The organism is Micromonospora sp. LOL_025 (assembly GCF_048060285.1).
GTDB lineage: Bacteria > Actinomycetota > Actinomycetes > Mycobacteriales > Micromonosporaceae > Micromonospora.
The window spans coordinates 199,380-216,224 of the sequence record NZ_JBHMIR010000001.1 but is presented as its reverse complement, the minus strand read 5'-3'; the positions used below and the strand labels follow the sequence as shown (position 1 = coordinate 216,224).

Annotated in this window: 15 protein-coding genes and 1 pseudogene; all 16 read left to right on the top strand. The window is 74.1% G+C overall.

Going from position 1 to position 16,845, the window contains the following annotated elements; all coding sequences use genetic code 11:
* The first annotated feature begins 28 nt into the window (after positions 1 to 28).
* The 16 genes and pseudogenes from ACFHW0_RS01015 (at position 29) to ACFHW0_RS00940 (ending at position 16,845) form a co-directional block, all read left to right on the top strand.
* On the top strand, positions 29 to 1,591 hold the full coding sequence (locus ACFHW0_RS01015) for a UDP-N-acetylmuramoyl-L-alanyl-D-glutamate--2,6-diaminopimelate ligase (RefSeq protein WP_416604800.1): 1,563 nt from the start codon (positions 29 to 31) through the stop codon (positions 1,589 to 1,591).
* Positions 1,588 to 3,012: a UDP-N-acetylmuramoyl-tripeptide--D-alanyl-D-alanine ligase gene (locus ACFHW0_RS01010; protein WP_416604799.1), complete on the top strand. Its 1,425-nt coding sequence runs from the start codon at positions 1,588 to 1,590 to the stop codon at positions 3,010 to 3,012. Before ACFHW0_RS01015 ends, ACFHW0_RS01010 begins: the two co-directional genes overlap by 4 nt.
* Positions 3,009 to 4,136 carry a phospho-N-acetylmuramoyl-pentapeptide-transferase gene (mraY, locus tag ACFHW0_RS01005; protein WP_088999238.1) on the top strand — a complete coding sequence of 376 codons (1,128 nt, stop codon included), beginning with the start codon at positions 3,009 to 3,011 and terminating at the stop codon, positions 4,134 to 4,136. Before ACFHW0_RS01010 ends, mraY begins: the two co-directional genes overlap by 4 nt.
* Positions 4,137 to 4,444: 308 nt before the next feature.
* Entirely contained in the window at positions 4,445 to 5,857 is a 1,413-nt protein-coding gene (locus ACFHW0_RS01000; protein WP_416605231.1) for an FtsW/RodA/SpoVE family cell cycle protein, read from the top strand.
* On the top strand, positions 5,857 to 6,963 hold the full coding sequence (gene murG, locus ACFHW0_RS00995) for an undecaprenyldiphospho-muramoylpentapeptide beta-N-acetylglucosaminyltransferase (protein ID WP_366642059.1): 1,107 nt from the start codon (positions 5,857 to 5,859) through the stop codon (positions 6,961 to 6,963). Before ACFHW0_RS01000 ends, murG begins: the two co-directional genes overlap by 1 nt.
* A gap of 142 nt (positions 6,964 to 7,105) precedes the next feature.
* Positions 7,106 to 8,659: a UDP-N-acetylmuramate--L-alanine ligase gene (gene murC, locus ACFHW0_RS00990; protein ID WP_416604798.1), complete on the top strand. Its 1,554-nt coding sequence runs from the start codon at positions 7,106 to 7,108 to the stop codon at positions 8,657 to 8,659.
* Entirely contained in the window at positions 8,656 to 9,471 is an 816-nt protein-coding gene (locus ACFHW0_RS00985; RefSeq protein ID WP_416604797.1) for a cell division protein FtsQ/DivIB, read from the top strand. Before murC ends, ACFHW0_RS00985 begins: the two co-directional genes overlap by 4 nt.
* A gap of 246 nt (positions 9,472 to 9,717) precedes the next feature.
* Positions 9,718 to 10,833 (top strand): cell division protein FtsZ, encoded by a 1,116-nt coding sequence (ftsZ, locus tag ACFHW0_RS00980; protein WP_088999242.1) that lies wholly within the window; start codon positions 9,718 to 9,720, stop codon positions 10,831 to 10,833.
* 9 nt (positions 10,834 to 10,842) lie between these two features.
* Complete coding sequence (locus tag ACFHW0_RS00975) at positions 10,843 to 11,589, top strand: YggS family pyridoxal phosphate-dependent enzyme (RefSeq protein WP_416604795.1); 747 nt, start codon at positions 10,843 to 10,845, stop codon at positions 11,587 to 11,589.
* A gap of 191 nt (positions 11,590 to 11,780) precedes the next feature.
* Entirely contained in the window at positions 11,781 to 12,476 is a 696-nt protein-coding gene (locus tag ACFHW0_RS00970) for a cell division protein SepF (RefSeq protein ID WP_416604793.1), read from the top strand.
* A gap of 30 nt (positions 12,477 to 12,506) precedes the next feature.
* Positions 12,507 to 12,812: a YggT family protein gene (locus ACFHW0_RS00965; RefSeq protein WP_088999245.1), complete on the top strand. Its 306-nt coding sequence runs from the start codon at positions 12,507 to 12,509 to the stop codon at positions 12,810 to 12,812.
* 44 nt (positions 12,813 to 12,856) lie between these two features.
* The gene (locus ACFHW0_RS00960; RefSeq protein WP_311411629.1) at positions 12,857 to 13,669 is read left to right on the top strand and encodes a DivIVA domain-containing protein; all 813 of its coding nucleotides are present in this window, start codon (positions 12,857 to 12,859) and stop codon (positions 13,667 to 13,669) included.
* A 76-nt stretch (positions 13,670 to 13,745) separates the two neighbouring features.
* A complete protein-coding gene (locus ACFHW0_RS00955) occupies positions 13,746 to 14,366 on the top strand; it encodes a hypothetical protein (RefSeq protein WP_416604792.1) in 621 nt (206 codons plus the stop codon).
* 17 nt (positions 14,367 to 14,383) lie between these two features.
* Positions 14,384 to 14,683: a DUF167 domain-containing protein gene (locus ACFHW0_RS00950; protein ID WP_416604791.1), complete on the top strand. Its 300-nt coding sequence runs from the start codon at positions 14,384 to 14,386 to the stop codon at positions 14,681 to 14,683.
* Positions 14,684 to 14,705: 22 nt separating this feature from the next.
* Positions 14,706 to 16,203: pseudogene (locus ACFHW0_RS00945) on the top strand (potassium/proton antiporter).
* Positions 16,204 to 16,425: 222 nt separating this feature from the next.
* Positions 16,426 to 16,845: a TraR/DksA family transcriptional regulator gene (locus ACFHW0_RS00940; protein WP_121400566.1), complete on the top strand. Its 420-nt coding sequence runs from the start codon at positions 16,426 to 16,428 to the stop codon at positions 16,843 to 16,845.

The following is a 16,845-nucleotide window of genomic DNA, read 5'->3' as shown; positions in this document are numbered from 1 at the left end:
TGAGTGCGGACGAACCACCGGGGCGGCAGTGCGGCCGGAACCGGACGACCGGGTAGGGTCTGACGCCGTGCCCGGCAATCCTCGTCCCCGTACCGTGATCGGTGTCCGGCTCGGCGACCTCGCCGCCCGGCTCGCCGTCGAGCCCCCGGAGGGCGCCGCCGAGCTGGTGGTGACCGGGGTGACCCACGCCAGCCAGGAGGTCCGCCCCGGCGACCTGTACGCGGCCCTGCCGGGCGCCCGCCGGCACGGGGCGGAGTTCGCCGCCGGCGCGGCGGCCGCCGGCGCGGTGGCCGTGCTGACCGATCCGGCCGGCGCTGCCGCGGTGGCCGGGGCGGGCCTGCCGGCGCTGGTGGTGTCCGCCCCGCGCGCGGCGCTGGGCACCCTCGCCGCGGCCGTCTACGGCGACCCGACCGATCACCTGACGGTGATCGGCGTGACCGGCACGGCCGGCAAGACCTCGACTGCCTACCTGGTCGAGTCCGGCCTGCGCGCCGCCGGCCACACCACCGGCCTGATCGGCACCGTCGAGACCCGCCTCGGCGACCTGGCGATCGACAGCGTGCGCACCACCCCCGAGGCCACCGACCTGCACGCCATGCTGGCCGCCGCCCGCGAGCGCGGCGTCACCGCCGTGGTCATGGAGGTCTCCAGCCACGCCCTGGCGATGGGCCGGGTCGGCGGGGTCCGGTTCACGGTCGGCGGCTACACCAACTTCGGCTCCGACCACCTGGACTTCCACGCCGACCCGGCGGACTACTTCGCCGCCAAGGCGCAGCTGTTCGACGGGCGCTGCGCGGTCGAGGTGCTCAACCACGACGACCCGGCGCTGAAGCCGCTGTACGGCCCGGCGACGGTCACCTACTCGGCGGCCGGCGACCCGACCGCCACCTGGTGGGCCGACGGGATCGGCGGCGAGGGGTACGCGCAGCGGTTCACCGCGCACGGCCCGGACGGGCTGACCCTGCCGGCCGGCGTGGCGCTGCCGGGCCGGCACAACGTGGCCAACGCCCTGCTGGCCATCGCCGCGCTGGTCGCCGCCGGGGTGGACCCGCGGACCGCCGCCGCCGGGGTCGCCGCGTGCGGCGGGGTCCCCGGCCGGCTGGAGCTGGTGGACGCCCCCGGCCCGGTCCGGGGCGTGGTCGACTACGCGCACAAGGCGGACGCGATCGTCGCCGCGCTGGCGGCGCTGCGGGAGTACGGCGCCGGCCGGCTGATCTGCGTGATCGGTGCCGGCGGGGACCGGGACCGGGGCAAGCGGCCGGTGATGGGCGCCGCCGCGGCGGAGGGAGCCGACGTGGTGCTGGTGACCGACGACAACCCGCGCACCGAGGATCCGGCGGTGATCCGGGCCGAGGTGCTCGCCGGCGCCCGGGAGGCCGGCACGCCGGCCCGCGTCGAGGAGGTGGCCGACCGCCGGACGGCGATCGACGCGGCGGTCCGGCTGGCCGAGCCGGGTGACGTGGTCGCGGTGCTCGGCAAGGGCCACGAGCGCGGGCAGGAGATCGGGGGCGAGGTGCTCCCGTTCGACGACCGCACCGAGCTGGCCGACGCGCTGCGCGCCCGCTTCGCGGACCCGGCGGGTCAGCGGTGATCCCGCTCAGCCTGGCCGAGGTCGTCTCGGCGGTCGACGGGCGGCTGGCCGGCGCCGACCCGCAGGCCCGGGTCACCGGTCCGGTCGAGTTCGACTCGCGCAAGGTGTGCCCGGGTGCGCTCTTCGTCGCCTTCCCGGGCGAGAAGGTGGACGGGCACGACTACGCCGCCGGCGCGGTGGCGGCCGGCGCGGTGGCCGTGCTCGGCACCCGCGCGGTGCCCGGCGTGCCGATGGTGCTGGTCGACGACGCGCTGGCCGCGCTGGGCCGGCTGGCCCGCGTGGTGGTCGACCGGCTGCCCGGGCTCACCGTCGTCGGGTTGACCGGCTCGTCGGGCAAGACCACCACCAAGGACCTGATCGCGCAGCTCACCGCGCGGCTCGGCCCGACCGTCGCCCCGCCCGGGTCGTTCAACAACGAGCTGGGGCACCCGTACACGGCGTTGCAGGCCGGGCCCGAAACCCGCTACCTGGTGATGGAGAAGGGCGCCCGGGGGGTGGGGCACGTGCGCTACCTCTGCGACGTCGTGCCGCCCCGGATCTCCGTGGTGCTCAACGTCGGGGTGGCGCACATCGGCGAGTTCGGCTCGGTGGAGACGATCGCGCTGGCCAAGGGCGAGCTGGTCGAGGCGTTGCCCGCCGACGGCCTGGCCGTGCTGAACGCCGACGACCCGCTGGTCGACGCGATGGCCTCGCGTACGGTCGCCCGGGTGGTCCGCTACGGCGAGGCGGCGCACGCCGACGTGCGGGCCGAGGACGTGACGCTGGACGACCGGGGGCGGCCCGCGTACACCCTCGTCACCCCGGAGGGGACCGCGCCGGTGCGGCTCGGGTTGACCGGCCGGCACCAGGTGTCCAACTCCCTCGCCGCCGCCGCGGTGGCCCGCGAGCTGGGCATGCCGATGGCCGAGCTGGCCACCGGGCTGGGCGCCCTGGGGCTGGTCTCCACCCGCCGGATGGACGTCTTCGAACGCGTCGACGGGGTGACCGTGATCGACGACTCGTACAACGCCAATCCCGCCTCGATGGCGGTCGCGCTGCGCGCGCTGACCGGCATCGGGCGGGAGCGGCGCACCGTCGCGGTGCTCGGATACATGGCCGAGCTGGGCCCGTTCGAACGCGACGGGCACGCCGAGGTCGGCCGGCTCGCGGCCGAACTGGGCGTCGACCGGCTGCTCGTGGTGGGCGAGCCGGCCGCGCCGATCCACGAAGGCGCGACATCGGTAGGGGACTGGGGAGGAGAGTCGGTGCTGCTCACCGATCAGGCGGCGGCCGTCGAGGTGCTGCGCAGCGAGTTACGACCGGGCGACGTCGTCCTGGTGAAGGGCTCCCGGTACCGCACCTGGGAGGTGGCCGACGCGCTGCGCGCGGACGCCGCCGGGGACGGATCCGGCCCGACGGCGACGGGGGGCGGCGCCGCATGAGGGCGGTCATCGTCGCCATCGGGGTGGCCTTCCTGGTCTCGCTGTTCTGCACCCCGATCGCGATCAAGGTGTTCGCCCGGCTGAAGGCCGGCCAGCCGATCCGATCAAACCTCGGGCTCGCCAGCAACGAGGGCAAGAAGGGCACGCCGACGATGGGCGGCGTGGTGTTCATCCTCGCCACGGTCATCGCGTACGTGGCCGGTCACCTGGCCCTGACGACCCTGCCGGACGCGCAGATCGCCCAGGTCGAGCCGACCATCACCGCCCTGGTGCTGCTGGGGCTGATGGTCTTCTCCGGCGCGGTCGGCTTCATCGACGACTTCCTCAAGGTGCGCAAGCGGCACAGCGGCGGTCTCAACAAGCGCGGCAAGCTGCTCGGGCAGATCCTGGTCGGCGCGGTCTTCGGCGTCGTGGCGCTCTACTTCCCGAGCACCATGACCGACGCCGCGGGGGCCGAGACCAACACCGAGACCGTCGGCAGCACGACGCTCAGCTTCATCCGGGACATCCCGGCGCTGGACGTCACCAAGATCGGTGCGGTGGTCATCTTCATCTTCGTGGTGATGGCCGCGACCAACGGCGTCAACCTCACCGACGGCCTCGACGGCCTGGCCACCGGCGCCTCGGTGATGGTCCTCGCGGCGTACGCGCTGATCGCCTTCTGGCAGTACCGGCACTGGTGCGCCGACCCGAACTACACCCAGGACTACTGCTACGCCGTCCGGGACCCGCTGGAGATCGCGCTGATCGCCGGCGCGGCGGCCGGGGCCTGCGTCGGCTTCCTGTGGTGGAACACCTCGCCGGCGCGGATCTTCATGGGCGACACCGGCGCGCTGGGCCTCGGCGGCCTCATCGCCGGCATGGCGATGTCCACCCGGACGATCCTGCTGCTGCCGATCATCGGTGGCCTCTTCGTGATCATCACGATGTCCGTGGTGATCCAGATCATCTCGTTCCGCACCACCGGCAAGCGGGTGTTCCGGATGTCGCCGTTGCAGCACCACTTCGAGCTCGCCGGGTGGAGCGAGGTCAACATCGTGGTCCGGTTCTGGATCATCGCCGGCATCGGCGTGGCCATCGCACTGGGCCTGTTCTACAGCGAGTTCCTCGCCAACATGACCTGAGCCGGCCGGCGGTTCCCGCCGCGGGGCCCGGGCGCGTGTCGCCCGGGCCCCGCGGCGCGTCCGGCCGCCGGGACGCTCCGCGCGCCCCGGCGCAAGCCCGACACGCCGACCGGGCGGTTGCGCCGGTGGCGACCCCGGGGAACCGCCATGATGGTCGGGTGGGGGAGGGACGAGGCATCGAGGTCACGGCGGAGGGGACGTCCGGGCGGTCGGCGGGGGGCAGGCGTACGCGCGACGCGCCCGCCGCGACGCGGGGGCCGGACGACCCCGGTGCCCAGGTGCCGCGCGGGCTGGACCCGGTGGGCGGGCTGGCCGCGCTGCGCGGGCTGCTGGACCGGCCGCTAACCTCCTACTACCTGCTGCTGTCCAGCGCCGGCCTGCTGCTGCTGATCGGCCTGACCATGGTCTTCTCCGCCACCAGCGTCCGGGACTACGCGGAGAACGGCAACGCCTCGACGTCCCTGGTCAAGCAGGCGATCTTCGCGGTGATCGGCATCGTCGCGTTCTGGGCGTGCCAGCGGCTGCCGGCGACGACCTACCGGACGCTGGGCCGGCCGCTGCTGTTCACCGCCATCGGCCTGCTGCTGCTGCTCAACCTGCTGCTCGCGTACGCCCGGCTGACCAAGCAGGAGTCCGCCCAGATCGGCCCGGTCGAGGCCCGGCTGCTCTGGCTCTTCGTCGGCGGCATCCAGGTGCAGCCCTCCGAGTTCGCGAAGTTCGCCCTGGTGCTCTGGGGGGCCCACGTGATCGCCCGCAAGGGCGCCGCGCTGGGCTGGTGGCGCGAGCTGGCCACCCCGCTCTTCCCGGTGGTGGGCCTCCTCTTCGTCCTCGTCGGCTACAACGACCTGGGCACGATGCTCTGCCTGCTCGCCCTGGTGGTGGGGCTGCTCTGGGCGGCCGGGGTGCGGATGCGGGTCTTCGCCGCGCTCTCCGCCGTGGGCCTGCTCGGCATCGGCGTGCTGGTCGCGGTGGCCTCGCTCGGCGCCGGCTCCGGCGAGACGGGCGAGAAGAACTACCGGCTGGCCCGGCTGACCGCCTTCATCAACCCGCCGCCGCCGGACCTGTGCAAGCTGGAGGACTGCTACCAGATCGCCCAGGCCCGGTACGCGATCGAGAACGGCGGGTGGTTCGGCGTCGGCCTCGGCAAGAGCATCGCCAAGTGGCAGTGGCTGCCGGCGGCGGAGAACGACTTCATCTTCGCCGTGGTCGCCGAGGAGCTGGGCGTCGTCGGGTGCGTCGTGGTGGTGGCGCTCTTCGCCGTGCTGGCGTACACCGGGCTGCGGATCGCCCGCCGGGTCGAGGACCCGTTCCGCCGGCTCGCCGCCGCGGCGGCCACCACCTGGCTGGTCGGCCAGGCGGTGATCAACATCGGCGGGGTGGTCGGCCTGCTGCCGCTGACCGGTGTGCCGCTGCCGTTCATCTCCGACGGCGGAAGCGCGCTGGTCGTCACCCTCGCCGCCATCGGGATGCTCGCCTCCTTCGCCCGTGCCGAACCCGACGCCGCCAGAGCGCTGCATGCCCGTCCGCCGGCCCGATGGGTCCGACTACTCTGGGCCCCGTTGCCGCCGCTTCCCGGGCGGCGCCGCCGTCCGGCGGCGCCCCCGGCTGCCCGAGGGTCCGTACCCCGGTCGCGGGAGCGGCGGCCGGACGATGTGGCCGCACCGCGCGGCGTCCGGCTGGCCCGGACCCGCCGCGGGTCGGCGGACGAGAGGAGACGTTGATGGGTCCGCTGCGTTCGGTGGTGCTCGCGGGAGGTGGCACCGGGGGGCACATCTACCCGTTGCTCGCCTTCGCCGACTGCCTGCGCCGACACGACCCCGGCGTCCGGATCACCTGCCTGGGCACACCGAGGGGCCTGGAGAACGAACTGATCCCGCCCCAGGGCTACGACCTGCGCCAGATCCCGGCCTACCAGCTGCCCCGGTCGGTGAACATGAACCTGGTCAAGACCCCCGGCCGGATGTGGACCGCGGCCCGCGCGGCGGGCAAGGTCATCGACGAGGTGCGCGCCGACGTGGTGGTCGGCTTCGGCGGGTACGTCTCCGTGCCGGCCTACCTCGCCGCCTGGCGCCGCGAGCTGCCGATCGTGATCCACGAGGTCAACGTGCCGCCGGGGGTGGCCAACCGGCTGGGGATGCGGTTTACCAACCACGTGGCGGTCGGCTTCCCGCACCAGCCCGCCCAGGCCGAGGCCCTGCGCGACGCCCGGGTCGTCGGCGTGCCGCTGCGCCGGGGCATCGCCGGGCTGGACCGGTTCGCCATGCGCAACGCGGCCAGGGCCCACTTCGGACTCCGCCCCGACCTGCCGGTGCTCTTCGTCGCCGGTGGCTCGCAGGGCGCCCGTTCGATCAACCTCGCCGTCGCCGGCGCGGCCAAGGAACTCGCCCGCAACGGGGTGCAGGTGCTGCACGTGATCGGCGCCCGCAACGAGCCGGTGCCCGTTCCCACCGACCTGCCGGTGCCGTACGTGACGCTGCCGTACTTGTCCGAGATGGAGGCCGGCTACGCCGCGGCGGACCTGATGCTCGGCCGGGGCGGGGCGATGACCTGCGCGGAGGTGGCCGCCATCGGGCTGCCCACCATCTACGTGCCGTACCCGCACAGCAACCAGGAGCAGAAGCGCAACGCGCTGCCCGTGGTGGAGGCCGGCGGCGGGCTGCTCGTCGACGACGCCGAGCTGACCCCCGACTGGGTCGAGCGGACGGTCATCCCGCTGATCCGCGACCCGCACCGGCTGCACGCGATGGGCGCCGCCGCCGCCGCGTACGGCCGCCGCGACGGCGACGAGGCGCTGCTCAACTTCGTCTACGAGGCGGTGGCACGGTGAGCGCGAGGAGTGAGCTTGCGAGCCCCGCAGTCGCGAACGGAAGGCAGGCAACGGTGAGCGCGAGGAGTGAGCTTGCGAGCCCCGCAGTCGCGAACGACGGTGGCCCCGTGACGGGGCGCACCGCGACGGGAAGGTACTCGGCATGAACACCGCACAGTTCACCCCGGCCGGCACGCTCACCGCCGAGGACCTGGGCACGATCCACCTGATCGGCGTCGGTGGGGTCGGCATGAGCGGGCTGGCCCGGCTCTTCCTCACCCGCGGCATCCGGGTCTCCGGCAGCGAGCTGCGGGAGTGGCCCTCCCTGGCCGGCATGCGCGCCCTCGGCGGCACGATCCACATGAGCCACGAGGCGTCCAACCTCGACGGCGTCGACACGGTCGTCTACTCCTCGGCGATCCCGCAGGACCACCTGGAGATGGTGGAGGCACGCCGGCGCGGCCTGCGCGTGCTGCACCGCTCCGAGGCGCTGGCCGCCGCGATGACGGGCCGCCGGACGGTGGCGGTCGCGGGCACCCACGGCAAGACCACCACCACCTCGATGGTCACCATGGTGCTCCAGCAGGCCGGGCAGGACCCGTCCTTCGTGATCGGCGGGGAGATCTCCGAGGTCGGCTCGGGCGCCCACCACGGCACGGGCGAGCACTTCGTGGTCGAGGCGGACGAGAGCGACCGCTCCTTCCTGATCTACCGCCCGTACGTGTCGATCATCACCAACGTCGAGGCCGACCACCTGAACACCTACGGCGACCTCGCCACGCTGGAGGCGGCCTTCGCCGAGTTCGCCCGGCTCACCGACCCGGACGGCTTCATCATCACCTGCGCCGACGACCCGGGCGGGCGGCGGCTGGCCGAGACGCTGCGCGCGGAGGGCCGCCGGGTGCACACCTACGGCGAGGCGGCCGACGCCGACCTGCGGCTGACCGACATCGCCTCGTCGGCCCGGGGGGTGCGCTACCTGGCGAGCATCGACGGGCGGTCGCTCGGCGAGTTCCGGCTGCCGGTGCCCGGGCGGCACATGGGGCTCAACAGCGCCTCGGCCGTGCTGACCGCGTACCTGCTGGGTTTGCCGCTGGAGGCGGCCGAGGGCGCGCTCGCGGCGTTCCCCGGCGTGCGGCGGCGCTTCGAGCGCAAGGGCCTCGCCGACGACGTGCTGGTCTACGACGAGTACGCCTACCACCCGACCTCGATGACGCTGGCGTTGCAGACGCTGCGCGAGGTGGCCGGGGACGGCCGTCTCATCGTGGTCTTCCAGCCCTACCGGCTCTACCGCACCCGTGACCTCCAGGCGGAGATCGCCGAGTCGCTGGCCATCGCCGACGAGCTGGTGCTGCTGGAGGTCTTCGGCCCGGGCGAGCTGCGCGAGCCGGGGGAGGGGTCGGCGGCGCTGATCGAGGCGGTGTCGTTGCCGGCGGAGCGGAAGGTCTTCGTGGACTCGTGGGAGGCCGCGCCGGTGGAGGTGGCCCGGCGGGCCCGCCCCGGCGACGTCGTGGTGACCATGGGCGCCCCACCGATCTCGCTGATGGGGGACCAGCTGCTGGCCGCGCTCTCGGCGCGTACGGCCGATCCGGCGGCGCCGGCGGGCACGACGCCCGGCGGCGAGGCGGGCGGGACGACGACCATCGGCGGCACCGTCCCCGGCGTCGGCGGTGCCGGCGGCGCGGTCCCGGACGGCGCGGCGCCCGCGGCCGGATGAGTCCCGGCCCGGCGCGGGGGCGCACCACCGGAGCGGACGGCGGCGGCCGGCGCGGACCGGTGCGCCGGTGGCAGCTGGTCCGTGCCGGCAGCGACGCGGTCCCCGCCTCGACCCGCCGGTTCATGGCCCGGGCCCGGCAGCGTCGGATGCGCGCGGCGCTGCCGTGGGCGGTCGCCGCGGGCGTGCTCGCGGTGGCCGGGCTGGTCGCCTGGACCCTGCTCGGCACCGGCCTGTTCGGCGTGCGCGAGGTCCGCGTCGAGGGCGCCGCGCTCGTCACGACGGTGCAGGTCCGCGACGCGGCCGCGGTGCCCGACGGCGCCCCGCTGGCGCGGGTGGACCTGGCCGCCACCGCGCGGCGGGTCGGTGGGTTGCCGGCGGTCCAGCGGGCGGTGGTGACCCGGGACTGGCCGGACACGCTGGTGGTCCGGGTGACCGAGCGCACCGGCGCGGCGGCGGTGCCGAGCGGGGAGCAGTTCGTGGTGATCGACCGCGCGGGCGTGGTCTTCCGGACCGTGCCACGGCCACCGGACGGCCTGCCGGTGGTCCGGCTCGCCGAGCCGGGCCCGGACGACGGGCCGACCCGGGCGGCGCTGGAGGTCCTCGGCGCGCTCACCCCGCAGCTGCGCGCCGAGCTGGTGGACGTGAGCGTCGAGGGGCTGGCCCGGATCACGTTGCGGCTGCGCGGCGACCGGGTGGTGGTCTGGGGGGACGCGACGCGGGGCGCGGACAAGGCCCGGGTGGCCAGCGCCCTGCTCGACCGGAAGGCCGACACCATCGACGTCAGCGCCCCGGACGTGGTGACCCTGCGGTGACCGGTGGCTCCGCCCGCGACGTGACCCGTCCCGCTCCGGCGGCGACACGCCGAGCGGGTCCTTGGCTCATCGCGTGAGGGCGCTTACGTTGCCCCGAAGGGGATCAGTGGTTGACATAACTGTAAGCCTCTAGTAGAGGGTGAGGGTTTAATCCTGATCCTCACTGGTGACAGCTGTCGTCGGCCGCTGGTCTGGCCAGGCCTTACCCGGTCGGCCCATGCCAATCTCGAAGGGAAAGGACCGGAGATGACACCTCCGCACAACTACCTGGCGGTCATCAAGGTCGTCGGCATCGGTGGCGGCGGCGTCAACGCCGTCAACCGCATGATCGAGGTTGGGCTCAAGGGCGTCGAGTTCATCGCGATCAACACCGACGCGCAGGCGTTGCTCATGAGCGACGCCGACGTGAAGCTCGACGTCGGCCGTGAGCTGACCCGTGGGCTCGGCGCCGGGGCCAACCCCGACGTCGGCAAGAACGCCGCCGAGGACCACCGCGACGAGATCGAGGAGGTGCTCAAGGGCGCCGACATGGTCTTCGTGACCTGCGGCGAGGGCGGCGGCACCGGCACCGGCGGGGCGCCCGTGGTGGCGAACATCGCCCGCAAGCTCGGCGCGCTGACGATCGGCGTGGTCACCCGGCCGTTCTCGTTCGAGGGCAAGCGCCGCCAGGTGCAGGCGGAGTCCGGAATAGACGAACTGCGCAACCAGTGCGACACGCTGATCGTCATCCCCAACGACCGGCTGCTGGCGCTCGGGGACCGCAACATCAGCATGATGGACGCGTTCCGCACCGCCGACCAGGTGCTGCTCTCCGGTGTCCAGGGCATCACGGACCTGATCACCACGCCGGGTCTGATCAACCTGGACTTCGCCGACGTGAAGAGCGTGATGAGCGGCGCGGGCAGCGCGCTCATGGGCATCGGCAGCGCGCGCGGCGAGAACCGCGCCGTCGAGGCGGCCGAGGCGGCCATCTCCAGCCCGCTGCTGGAGCAGAGCATGGACGGCGCGCGCGGCGTGCTGCTCTCCATCGCCGGCGGGTCGGACCTGGGCCTGTTCGAGATCAACGACGCGGCCCAGCTCGTCACCGACGCGGCCCACCCCGACGCCAACATCATCTTCGGCGCCGTCATCGACGACGCCCTCGGCGACGAGGTGCGGGTCACCGTCATCGCGGCGGGCTTCGACGGCGGCGCGCCGGCGTACAAGGCGGCCGAGCCGCCCCGCAAGAGCAACCAGAACCAGCCGGCGCAGCCGAGCACCCCGGTCGCGCCGCCGGCCACCATGCCGGCCCCGCAGCAGTCGCCCCGCCGGGTGCTCTTCGACGACGTCGACGTGCCCGACTTCCTCAAGAACGGTTCCTGAGTACCGCCGATGACCGACAGCCCAGCCACGGTGCGCCCGGACCGGCGCGCCGAGATCGCGGCCGGCCTGGGCCGCGTACGGTCCCGGATCGCGGACGCCTGTGCCGCCGCGGGACGGGACGACTCCGAGGTCACCATGATCGCGGTGACCAAGACCTACCCGGCCGGGGACGTGGTGGCCCTGGCCGGGCTCGGCGTCGTCGACATGGGGGAGAACCGCGACCAGGAGGCGTCCGCCAAGTCGGCCGAGGTGGCCGCGGCGGGGGTGACTCCCCGGTGGCACTTCATCGGGCAGTTGCAGCGCAACAAGGCCCGGTCGGTGGTCCGCTACGCCGACGTCGTGCACTCGGTCGACAGTGTCCGGCTGGCGCGGGCGCTGGACGCGGCGTCGGCGGCGGCGCGGGACCGGCCGCTGGACGTGCTGCTCCAGGTGAGCATCGACGGTGACGCGGCCCGGGGCGGGGCGCTGCCGGACTCGGCCGACCCGGGCGCCGGGCTCGACGCCGTGGCCGAGGCGGTGGCCGGCGCGGAGGCGCTGCGGCTGGCCGGCCTGATGGCGGTGGCGCCGCTGGGCTGGGAGCCGGAGCGGGCGTTCGCCCGGCTGGCCGAGGTGGCCGCCGGGTTCCGGACGGTCCACCCGGGAGCCACCGCGCTCTCCGCCGGGATGAGCGGCGACCTGGAAATCGCGATCCGGTACGGCGCGACACATGTCCGCGTCGGCAGCGCGTTGCTCGGAATGCGTCCCACGCTGCGGTAGCCTGACCGCGGGAAGCAAATTACATCTGTGTTGTTTGAGGGAGCGGCGTCCCGTTGTCGGGGGTCGTGGCACGCGACGCGAATCGCGTGCCAGGGGATTGCCGATCCGCTCCGGTGGGCAGAAGTGGTCCACTCGCGACAAGCGACACGGTACGGGGGCGCGTGCCGCACGGCGGACGGGAAGGGCGCGGGATGGGTGCACTGCGCAAGGCGGGGGTCTGGCTCGGTCTGGTCGAAGAGGACGACGAGCGGGCCTACGACGACGGTGGCTACGACAAGGGTGGCTACCGCGATTCGCGTTACCGGCAGAGCCGGTACTCGGAGGAGTTCGCCGACGACGACGAGGACGACTCCGAGGAGCCGCCGGCGCCCCGGTCCCGGCTGGGCGACCGTGGCCGGCTCTCCGAGCGCGCCGCCGCTCGGGCGGCCGACGCCGAGCGGGGCGACAGCGACCGGGCGGAGCGGGCCGAGCGGTCCAGCGTCCGCTCCATCACCCGGCCGTCGGCCGGTGAGACCTCGGGCGCGCTGACCTACCACACCCGCGACAACCTGGCCCTGGCGCCGCAGGCGCAGCCCCGGGAGCGCGCGGTGGTCGCCGAGGAGGAGCAGCGTTACCAGATCACCACGCTGCACCCCACCACGTACCGCGAGGCGCGCACCATCGGTGAGCACTTCCGCGACAACGTGCCGGTGATCATCAACCTCACCGAGATGGACGAGGCCGACGCGCGCCGACTTGTGGACTTCGCCGCCGGCCTCGCGTTCGGCCTGCGGGGTACGATCGAGCGCGTGACCAATCGGGTGTTCCTGCTCTCACCGGCCAATGTCCAGGTCACCGCGGAGGACAAGGCCAAGATCGCCGAGGGTGGCTTCTTCAGCCTGAGCTAGCCCCGCCCGACCCGAGGGACGTCGCCTGCCGTGTTGTCGATCGTGCTGCAAGTGCTGTACCTGGTGCTCTACTTCTTCCTGCTCGTCCTGCTGGCCCGGTTCGTCCTGAGCGCCGTCCTGCAGTACGGCCGTCGCTGGCAGCCGGGGCGTGGGGCATCGGTGGGGCTGGAAATCGTGTGGAGCGTCACTGATCCCCCTCTCAACGCGTTGAGGCGTGTGATCCCTCCGTTGCGAATTGGTACCGTGAGCATCGACCTGGCCTCACTTGTGCTCCTGGTTATCCTGTTCGTGCTGATGGAGTTCGTGTTGAGGCGGTCGATCATCGGCACCGTCTGATGACCGACGCGCTTTCGCGGCCGCAACTGACCCGAGGAGTTTCGATGCCGCTGACCCCGGCCGACGTCCACAACGTCGCCTTCAAAAAGCCGCCGATCGGCAAGCGGGGCTACGACGAGGAGGAGGTCGACGCTTTCCTGGACGAGGTCGAGCGCGAGCTTGCCCGTCTCATCGAGGAGAACAACGAGCTGCGCGCCCAGGTGGAGCGCGGCGGCCGTGGTGGCGCCCCCGCCGGCCCCGGTGGCGACGCCCGTCTCGCGGCGGAGCTCAACGACGTCAAGGCCCAGCTCGACCGGGTGCAGCGCGACAAGGCGGCGGCCGAGCAGGCCGCCCGCGCGATGCAGGCCGAGCTGGAGCAGGTCCGTTCCGCCGGTGGCCCGGCCGTCGGTGGCGCCGACGGCGAGCAGCAGGCGCTGCGGGTGCTGATGATGGCCCAGCGGACCGCCGACGACCACGTCTCCGACGCCCGTCGCGAGGCCGACCAGCTGCTCTCCGAGGCCCGTTCCAAGGCCGAGGAGGTCACCCGCGAGGCCCGCGCCAAGGCCGACGCCCTGGAGCGCGACGCCCGCCAGCGGCACCAGGAGGCCATGGGCGGCCTGGACGCCAAGCGCACGGCCCTGCAGAAGCACATCGAGGAGCTCAAGCAGTTCGAGCGCGAGTACCGCACCCGGCTCAAGGCCTACCTGGAGAGCCAGCTGCGTGACCTCGACGGCCGCGGCCAGGGCCTGGAGGTCGAGATGACCCGTGGTGGTGAGGGCACCCGGGCCGCCGGCGGCGGCAACGGGCTGGCCACCGCAGGACTCGCCGGCTCCTACGGCGGCGGCGGTCGCTCCGGCGCTCTCGAAACCGGTCGCTGAACCATCGGTCGGCGACCGTCGTCTCGATGACGGTCGCCGACCTCGCCTCATCAGCACGACGCGGCGGGGGTGAGCCGTGATAGTCGCCAGTCTCCTGCTCATCCTCGTCGCGGTGGTGCTGCTGGTGCTCGGCCTGGCCGGTGGCTCCAGCGTTCTCCTGACCATCTCCATCGCGGCCAGCCTGCTGGCCGCCGTCGCGCTGGTCGCGGGCGCCCGCCAGGCGGCCGCGGGCCGGGCGGCGGCGGATCCGAGCCGGCCGGGGTGGCGGTCCCGGCGGGCGACCCGCCCGGCCGGGCCGGCCTTCGCCGGCGGGCCGCCGGTGGAGCCGGAGATCCCCGTCCAGCACGTTCCTTCCACGGTCGACGCCGACGGCACCGGGTGGCGGCAACCGCCCGAGCCGTCGGTGACCGACGGCGCCGTCCCGGCCGCCGTGCCCGGGGCCGGCCCCGCCGTGCCGTACGACGACGAGCCGCCCGCGCAGGACGTCACGCCGGTCGAGGCCGCCCGGGTGGCCCGCCTCGCCGCCGAGGTGCGGGTGGTCGACGGGCGACCCCGCTACCACCTGGCCGACTGCGCGTACCTGGTGGGGCGGGAGCACGAGCCGCTTCCGGTCGCCGAGGCCGTCGACCTCGGCTTCACCCCGTGCGCCCGCTGCGCACCCGACACCGCCCTGCTCGCCGACGCCGGCCGGATCTGAGCGGCGGGACGTTCCCGATGGACGCCACGCTGACCGTCGCGGTCCGGGTGAAGCCCGGCTCGGCGCGGGCCCGCGTCGGCGGATGCTTCGACGGGCCGCACGGGCCGGCCCTGGTGATCGCGGTGCACGCCCCGGCCGTGGACGGGCGGGCCACCGAGGCGGCCCGGCGGGCGCTGGCGGGCGCGCTGGGCGTACGGCCGGCCGTGGTGTCGTTGCGGGCCGGCGCGGCCAGCCGCGACAAGCTCTTCCTGGTCGAGGGCCCCGCCCCGGAGTTGACGGAGGCACTGCGCCGGCTGCGGGACGGGGCCGCCGGGTGACCGACGCCGGGGCCGGGCGGCGGTGACGCCGGGGCTGGATCTCGCGCTCCTGCTCGGCGCGGGTGTCCTGCTGGTCGCGGTCGGCGCGGTCCGGCTCTCCACCCGGCTCGGCGTGCCGAGCCTCCTGGTCTACCTGGCGCTCGGGGTGGCGATCGGGGAGACGGGGCTGGGCATCCGCTTCGACGACGTCGAGCTGACCCGGACCCTGGGCTTCTGCGCGCTCATCGTGATCATCGCCGAGGGCGGGCTGACCGCCCGGTGGAGCACCCTGCGCCCGGTGCTCGGGCTGGCCGCCCTGCTCTCCACGGTCGGCGTGGTGGTCAGCATCCTGGTCGTCGGCCTCGTCGTGCACCTGCTGCTGGGACTGGACTGGCGGCTGGCCCTGCTCTACGGCGCGGTGCTCTCCTCCACCGACGCGGCGGCGGTCTTCGCCACGCTGCGCCGGCTGCGGCTGCCGCCCCGCCTGGTGGCCACCCTGGAGGCGGAGTCGGGGATGAACGACGCCCCGGTCGTGCTGCTGGTGGTGCTGCTGTCCCGGGAGGGGGTCACCCACCCGTGGTGGTACGAGATCTCGCTGGTCAGCTACGAGCTGGGCGCCGGTGCGGCGGTCGGCTTCGCGGCCGGCGTCGGCGGGCGGTGGGCGCTGCGCCGGGCGGCGCTGCCGTCGGCGGGGCTCTACCCGATCGCGGCGGTCGGGTTGACCGTGTTCGCCTACGCCGCCGGCGCGGTGCTGCACGCCTCGGGCTTCCTCGCCGTCTACGTGGCGGGGGTGATCCTCGGCAACGCCCGGCTGCCGCACCGCCAGGCGATCCTCGGCTTCGCCGACGGCCTCGCGTGGCTGGCCCAGATCGGGCTCTTCGTGCTGCTCGGGCTGCTCGTCTCGCCGGGCCGGCTGGGCTCGGCGGTGCTGCCGGCCGTGGTCGCCGGGCTGGCGCTCGTGCTGCTGGCCCGGCCGCTGTCGGTGGCGGCGTCCGCCCTGCCGTTCCGGTTCGACCTGCGCGAGCAGGCGTTCCTGTCCTGGGCGGGGCTGCGCGGGGCGGTGCCGATCGTGCTCGCCACCATCCCGCTGTCGGAGCGGGTGCCGGGCGCCGACCGGCTCTTCGACTCGGTCTTCGTACTGGTGGTGATCTTCACGCTGTTGCAGACCGGGACGCTGGGGCCGGTGGCCCGCCGGCTGCGGGTGACCGCGCCGGCCGAGGCGACCGAGATCCGGGTGGAGACGGCACCGCTGGAGCGGATGGGCGCGGACCTGCTCCAGCTGGAGGTGCCGCCGGGTTCCCGGCTGGCCGGGGTGCACGTCGACGAGTTGCGGCTGCCGCCGGGCGCCTCGGTGACGCTGGTGCTGCGCGACGGGGCGGGCGTCGTGCCCGGCCCGGACTTCCGGCTCGACCGGCGACAGCATGTTGATCGTGGCGACGGCCGGGGTCCGCGACGAGACGGAGCGCCGGCTGCGGGCGGTCAGCCGGCGGGGTCGGCTGGCCCGCTGGTTTGGCGAGTACGGCCGGGGTCCCGACGCGTGATCTGCTAGCGTTCCTTTTGCCCCAGTTAGGCATGGCTAGGGGCCGAACGTCGGTGCGTCGGAGCGGCACGTTGTCGTGCGCCTGTACGTTCCGTATTCTTGCGAATCTCCGGAGTGCGCGGCCCCGTCGCCGCGCGCCCCTTTTGTACCTGGGGGCGCCGATGCCGGCGGCCCCCGTCCAGGTGCCGCGGAACGCCGCGGTTCCGCGGCCGAGGGAGCGACGATGGCGAAGCCAGCCGACACCAGGACCGCCGGCCGGAAGCCGGTGGCGAAGGCCACCCGCAGCGCTGCGGAGACCGAGAAGATCCGGGCGGCCCTGGCGGCGCGGCGTGACGAGTTGCGCGCCGAGTACGATCGGACGCTGAGCGAGATCACCGAGCTGCAGCGCGACCGGCTGACCGACTCGGCCGGGGACGACCAGGCCGACACCGGGACCAAGACGTTCGAGCGTGAGCAGGAGATCTCACTCGCCAACAGCATCCTGGAACGGATCACGCAGGTCGAGCGGGCGCTGGAGCGGCTCGACGAGGGTGGCTACGGCTGGTGCGAGCGGTGCGGCAACCCCATTCCGGTGGAGCGGCTCGCCGCCTTCCCGTCGGCCACCCTCTGCGTGACGTGCAAGCAGCTGGAGGAGCGGCGCTGA

What these genes read in the sequence shown, in the direction of transcription:
- murC (WP_416604798.1), top strand. Translation starts at nt 7,106, where the DNA reads ATGAACACCGCACAGTTCACCCCGGCCGGCACGCTCACCGCCGAGGAC.
- ACFHW0_RS00985 (WP_416604797.1), top strand. Translation starts at nt 8,656, where the DNA reads ATGAGTCCCGGCCCGGCGCGGGGGCGCACCACCGGAGCGGACGGCGGC.
- ACFHW0_RS00970 (WP_416604793.1), top strand. Translation starts at nt 11,781, where the DNA reads ATGGGTGCACTGCGCAAGGCGGGGGTCTGGCTCGGTCTGGTCGAAGAG.
- ftsZ (WP_088999242.1), top strand. Translation starts at nt 9,718, where the DNA reads ATGACACCTCCGCACAACTACCTGGCGGTCATCAAGGTCGTCGGCATC.
- mraY (WP_088999238.1), top strand. Translation starts at nt 3,009, where the DNA reads ATGAGGGCGGTCATCGTCGCCATCGGGGTGGCCTTCCTGGTCTCGCTG.
- ACFHW0_RS00940 (WP_121400566.1), top strand. Translation starts at nt 16,426, where the DNA reads ATGGCGAAGCCAGCCGACACCAGGACCGCCGGCCGGAAGCCGGTGGCG.
- ACFHW0_RS00950 (WP_416604791.1), top strand. Translation starts at nt 14,384, where the DNA reads ATGGACGCCACGCTGACCGTCGCGGTCCGGGTGAAGCCCGGCTCGGCG.
- murG (WP_366642059.1), top strand. Translation starts at nt 5,857, where the DNA reads ATGGGTCCGCTGCGTTCGGTGGTGCTCGCGGGAGGTGGCACCGGGGGG.
- ACFHW0_RS00960 (WP_311411629.1), top strand. Translation starts at nt 12,857, where the DNA reads ATGCCGCTGACCCCGGCCGACGTCCACAACGTCGCCTTCAAAAAGCCG.
- ACFHW0_RS00975 (WP_416604795.1), top strand. Translation starts at nt 10,843, where the DNA reads ATGACCGACAGCCCAGCCACGGTGCGCCCGGACCGGCGCGCCGAGATC.